The following is a 6,275-nucleotide window of genomic DNA, read 5'->3' as shown; positions in this document are numbered from 1 at the left end:
GATTTCGCCCGCTCGATCCCTGAATAAACATTGGCGGTCGTTTGCCGCGTCTGCCCGCCGACGTCGTAGCTGACATGCAGCACGTAGCGACGTCGACTGTTGATTTCCGTGTTGGTCCGCTCGACACGCTCAATCCTGCCCGTTTGGACGGTGCCTCGGCGAAGCAGCCGATGTTTCCGCTTGCCGTGCCGGATGGAAAAGTACAGCATCAGGCCGCCGGCAAGCAAGAACATTGCGGCGAAGGGAATGGCGAAGAGACGGTCGTTCCCTTGCAGCACCAAAAAAATCAAGACAGGGACGACAACACCGGCGACAGAAAACACGACTCCCATCGCAATCAGCATCTTCACATCTGGAATCACTTGGCGTTGCATCCCGGCGGGGATATCGAGTCGCGGGACCGGTTGGGCAAGAAACTGTTGGACTTCGTCGCCGGACAACGCGATCCGATCGAGTTCCTTGCGGAGAATCCGCCCGGCGATTCCGCCCATGTTTTCCGCGGCCGCATAGGCGTCTTGAACCTGGGCTTCACGATTGATTTCGGGATGTCGGTCGAGTTCCTTTTCGCCCGCTTGCAACAGCCGAAAGATCTCGACCGAGGCGTTCAGGAATTCATCCAATTCCTCGCTCTTGCAGACGTGCCCCTGCTGGAAGACGGCGATGCAACTCCGGTTACCACGCGCGCTCCATCCGGCGTGTCGGGAAAAGTATTCACGCAGCTCCGGTGTGAACAGGATGCGGACCGCCTTTTCATTCCAAGCATGGAGCATGTAGTCGGCGGAGAATTTTGGCGAGTCGTTGAAGTTGACATCGTTCATCGCCCCGATGGCTGAAAAGACCATTCCGGCGATCCCCTTCCAATGTGGGAACAACGCGAATTGGGGGACATTGATGTCCTCGTCCAGCACGGTCACCGTCTGACGGACGCGCTTTGACGACTGGGAATCGGAACCGGAAGTCCGATAACTGATCTCCGCGACAATGAACTTCACGCCGTCCTGTTCGCGAGACTCCTGATGTTTGACAGCGACGTTTTCACAAAACAACTCCGAAAGCGATTCGGCCAGCGATTCGGCGTGTCGATTCATTGGGTCTTTGAAGGACTGGGAAACGAAAGGAGCGACTCCGGAACCTGTTCGGGCCATGATCCGCTGATTCTAACGTTTCTGATCCGCGCCGATGTCTGTTCGCGGTTGTGGAAGAAACCGAACACCATGTCGCCGACTTGCGTTTGTGGTTCTTGGTCAAACACCGATTCACCGTTCAGCAAGATTTCGAGTCGGGTTCCCCGGCGTGTCAATTCCACTCGGTTCCATTGCGAGTCCTTTAACGGCAACGCCTTGGGTTCCGCACCGGGCAGGGGGACTTCGAATCCTTTGGGAATCGTCCATGCCGTGTGTGGGGCGCTCATCCAGTGCAAATGCAAACCCGTCGGCCGCATCATGTAGGCAATCCGCCCGATCGTGGGGTGGGCTTCCGTTTTTCCTGCGTCATAGAAAAACTCATAGGCGATCGTTTCTCCATCACCGAGTGGACGTTCATAGTGGATGCTGTTCTGTCCATTGAAACTTTGTGGCAGGACCTTACCGCTTTGCAGTTCGCCGTTTCGGACCGTCCAGGCAAGATCAGCAATCCGGTCCGGTTTGGGTGCCGATCGATAACGCTGGGGAGCATTTCCATCTTTGTCGTGTTGGTCCAGATTGACGTCAGCGGTTGGCAGTTTGGCGCCGAAATACTGTCCCGACCAACCCCGAAGCGTGTCATCGGGGATCAGGTCCACGTGACGAGGAATTTGGGGGTCTCCGGTGATCTTGATGTTTCGGACGGAGGTGCGTTTATCCCCGGCCAGCATCATCGCGATCCAGGGGGAATGGTTTTTCCGAGGCTCACGGTAGATCAACGTGTCGTTGACGTGATAGCTGAGCGATTCGTCATCCAGCGTCACGCTGCAACGATTGAATTCGTTTTGTTTGGTTGCGTCGGAGTAGAAACGCACCCAGTCGTTGCTGTTTTGCGATTTCACATAGACACTTTTGTTGTGTGCCAGCGCGGCGAACTGAAGTCCGTCAAACACCAGTTCCGATTCTCTCCATCCGCCGTCTCGTGTTTCGACCTCAAAGGTGAAATTGCCTTGTAGCGGATAACGGAACCACAGAAAGTCGCTGCCAAAGCCACACACATGATGGACTTGATTGTCGCCGTCCGACACCCAGATCGGCGGCGTTTTTCCTTCCGAAAAATCTTTGGCGCTGGCGTGCGTCGCGCGAAGCCAGTGCGCCAGGTCATCGGCCGAACGCAGGGGCGACGTCTCCGCCCAGCCTCGCGCGTGTTCGTAGCGCGCAACCCAGGGCATCAAGTAGCCGCGTGATTGAGTGTGCGTATGACCGATTAGGGCCTTTGTCACCTTCTGGGAGAACTCCTTGTGTGTCGGGTCGGCCGCCAAGATTGATGCGAGTTGAAGTTCCGCCAGCGGTGCCTGTGATGCCGGCGTTCCTTCACCCGGATGAATCGAATCCAGATGCGTCGTGATGTCGAACAGGAGGTTCGGTTCGACGGGTTGCTTCATCGCCGCAAGACAGATTGCCATCGCCGTGTTGGCTCCGGCACGCCCGTCCGATTGTGCTTTTTGCAATCGTTTCAGAAGATCATCTTTCGCATCGATCTCCATCGCCAGTCGAGCAAGCGAGTAGTAGTTCGTCGCGATCGGGAGCGACAGATCAGGAACGGGCGGAAACGGCGGGTAATAACCACCGACCGACGGGGGAATCCAGGTCGGCAACGGTTCGCGTCGGGTTAACGTCCGGATCGAATTTAGCGGGCCATCGCCCTGGAAGGTCCAATCGGCCAGGATCTGGTAGGCCGCATTGCGATCCGGAAGGGCTTGAATCGATTCCAATGCCCAGCAACCGACCCAGTCATTATCACGGTCGAAGCCTTGGGCGAAGCCGCTTTGACGCATCGCCAGGTACGTCAACGCTTGATCGAGTCGTCCTTTGGGCAGCAACAACTGGGCGACTTTTTCCAATTGGCTCAAACGTCGCGTGACGCGGCTGCTGATTCCGCTATAGCGTTCGTTGTCGTGCGCGGTCAATTCAAGGTAGCTGTTGATCGACGCGGCGACATACTCTTGCTTCATGCCTTGATCCAGAGCCTGTTTGGCCAGGTGCAAAGACAACGTATCAAACGGTTCGATGTTGGCGTATCGCTGGGACGGCCGGTTCTGGTCGATCAGCGCCAGCCCCAACTCGATCGCACGCTCGCGGCAGTGTGAGTCCTGCAGTGCCATCAGCAACGATTGGATGACCAATTCTTTAGGGAGCGTGTTGAGTGCCGTGGTGTCAACGGCTTCGTATCGTGGCAGTGCTGCTTCGCCCCGTTTGTCATGCAGCAGAACCAGCCCGGCCAAAAGATGCGTTTCTGTATCATCGCCGGGCAGCAACGCCATCAGTTTGTCCGTGCGTTTTGACCAGCTTGCCCGGCGGGCCAGTCGATCAAAAACGCTATGGATGACGATTCGATCATCCGCCTTGATCGACACCGGTGTGCACAACGTTCGCTTTCGAGAGCCGGGTTTTCCGAGCGTCAACTCAACGAGTGGGTCGAAAACGAAGTTTGTGTACAACTTGTTGACCCGCCAGGCTTCATCGAGGTCCAGAATGCGTTGTGCCAGTCGGACTTCGTCTGGATCGAGATCGTTGGTTGAAGAATTCGACGAGGTGGTTTGTCGAGGGCGAGCGCTGCCGAGCAACTGCCCCAAAGAGCTTGCCGAGGTGTCTTCCGATTCATCAATCTCGATCGGGCCGGCGGGTGCCGTCACGGCCGTGGCGAATGCGGATGCCGAGATCTCCGGCATCGCGGCTTCGATCGCCGCGTGTGATAGATCCAACAACATCCATTGGCTTGCTGCCAATCCAATCGCCCGTTGCCACAACCGCTGCGTGGTTTCCCGGTCACTTCGCGCGAGTGCCTGTTTGCCCAACGCGGCGATGAAACAGGTTTGTTCGACTTGGCTGGCGCCTGGAATGGAATCGAGATCCAACTCCGTAATCTTCTTTCGTGTCGAAATCGTATCCTCGTCGTCAGAGGTTTCGCGGTCGGCTCGCAGCATCAGAGCCATCAGCAACCGCCCCCGTAGGCGATGATTCGTGACCTCGGGGGCGTCGGGTGAGTCGCCGGTCCAGCGGTCGATCAGATCATGCAGCGGTTGTTGGCGTCCGGCGACATGAGAGACGATGGCGTGGGCGGCGGCGGCGGTATCATCGAGTGGACGCTTCTCGACGAGTGTTTTCATTTGATCGGCCAGCTCATTGAGCGAATCCGCGTTCTTCGGATCATCCGCCGCATCCTCCAGCATTTCGATCCACAGCGATGACACCGCGAGTTCGGTAAACGGTTGATCGCCCAGCGTGATCGCAAAATCAACGGCGTTGGGGCCGTCGGTGGTTTCGTTGACCATCGACTTGACGGTTGCCAACCCGCCCAGTTCTCGAACCTGTTCTAGCAAGGCATTTTGCTTCTTTTCAAATTCCTCCTCGCGCCCCGATTGGTAGCGGCCGGATTTCGCGAACAGGGATTTGTCGAATTCGCGAGCGACCCGAAGGGCGTCGGTGGGATAGTCGATTTTCGATAAGAAATCCATCATGGACAGCGTCGATTGGATCTTCTGATAGGCTTCGTATTCGGGGTTGCCGTACTGTTGACCCGGGGTGCTTTTTGCATTCTCGATCGCTTCGAGCGCCAGTTCACGCGCACGAGCGTTGTTGCCGATGTCTGCCATGAAATTGCAGATCCGACCCTTCAAGGAATATTTAAAGTCGCGGTTGTTGCGATCGGTCGTGTTTTCCAACGCGTACTCATAGATCCGTTCGGCCAGCGGCTGCATCGGCGGGTGGCTATCGATCAAGCTGCCGACCAGCCAGAGGACATCGTGCGTCGGTAGGGGATTTAGCTTTTTCTGGACCAGGGGTTCGAGCAAGTCGTTGGCTTCGTCGTATTCTTTGTTCGTCGTCAACACCAGCGCGAGCCAGACCTTGCCTTCGAGCCAATCTTCATTCTCTTGCAGCTTCGTCCTCAAAAGCTGCTCGACGGCTTCGACATTTTCCTGGTCTTGAGAGACATGGCGGACAAAGTAGGTCGTCACATTATTGTGCCGGCCGTCACTGCTGGTGGAATAGCCGTTAAAAAGCGTGCCCCATGAATTTCCGTTACCGGACGCATCGATCATGTAACGCGCCGTTCGCATCACGAGATCCCGGTCGGTCAAAATCTTGCTGGCCGACCCCATGATGTTGCTCATCGAGTACATCGAATTGGTGGACGTCGCTGGAACGTCGAGCATGGCTGAAAAAAGCGCGCGAGCCTTGTCGACACCATTCGACTCGCGAATCAATTCTCCGCAGATTTCCGAGACACGATGGTCGGTAAACTTCTGCACGCCGACTTCGATCATCAAATCGGCCAGATCGCCGAGTCGTTGTTGGGCATCGAAAGGGCGTTTGATTTCGTAAAAGTTTTGGTTGAAGGAATCTTGTTTGCGTCGCAAAAGCTTCAAATAGGCGTCGCAGGCTTCATCCATTTTGCCGGCCGCCACCAGTTGCTCGGCGGTTGACTCCAGGGCTCGCGCGCTGTTGACGTCGGTCAGTTCCATGTCGCCGAGCAGCTCCTGCGATTTTGCCGTTTTGCCGGCGGCCACGTACAGTTCGGCCAGCTCGGATCGGATCCGTTGACTCTTGGGGGCTTTTTCGAGTTTTTCTTCGGTCGCCGTGATTAGCGACGTCAATCGTCCCGTCGTCGAGAGCGTTTGCAGGGCGTTTCGACGTCGGACTTGATTGGTCGTCGTGTACCGGTTGCCGGTGCGGCGTGAAGGGGCGCTGCGACGCAGCAACTCCATCGCCACCTCGGCGGCTTGATCGTTTTCGCCTTGCGCGACGAAGTAGGTCATCAACGATTGCAACTGGTCGGTATTGCTGCCGCCGCGGCTGCGCAGGCGACGGACCAGATCAGAGGCGAGCTGGCGCATGTCCAGTTTTCGCATCAGTTTGGCCAGTTCAATCTGTGCGTCGGTATTGAGTCGAACGCCGAACAATCGCCGCGCCGCCATTTGCGCCCTGTCGCGGTCGCCGATCGCGGCGGCCAATCGTGCCGCGGCGAATTCGCGAACGGCCATCGTGTTCTGGTCATAGACGGTCAACGCATCAATTGCATCGAGAGCCTCGCGTTTGCGGTCTTGTCGCAGCAGCAAATCGGCGGACATCAGACGCAATTCGGGTTCCATC

At 56.9% G+C, this 6,275-nt stretch carries 2 protein-coding genes; both read right to left on the bottom strand.

Annotated features, from left to right (window positions below):
• On the bottom strand, positions 1 to 1,088 hold a 1,088-nt coding region (locus ABX749_RS17635; RefSeq protein ID WP_372897123.1), incomplete at its 3' end, for a DUF3592 domain-containing protein.
• Positions 1,085 to 6,253: a DUF1583 domain-containing protein gene (locus ABX749_RS17630; protein ID WP_372897122.1), complete on the bottom strand. Its 5,169-nt coding sequence runs from the start codon at positions 6,251 to 6,253 to the stop codon at positions 1,085 to 1,087. The genes ABX749_RS17635 and ABX749_RS17630, both read right to left, overlap by 4 nt.
• Between the last annotated feature and the right edge of the window lie 22 nt (positions 6,254 to 6,275).

Source organism: Stieleria sp. (assembly GCF_041595215.1).
Taxonomy (GTDB): Bacteria; Planctomycetota; Planctomycetia; order Pirellulales; family Pirellulaceae; genus Stieleria; species Stieleria magnilauensis.
Note: the sequence above shows the minus strand (reverse complement) of the source record. Positions and strands in the feature narration are given on the sequence as shown.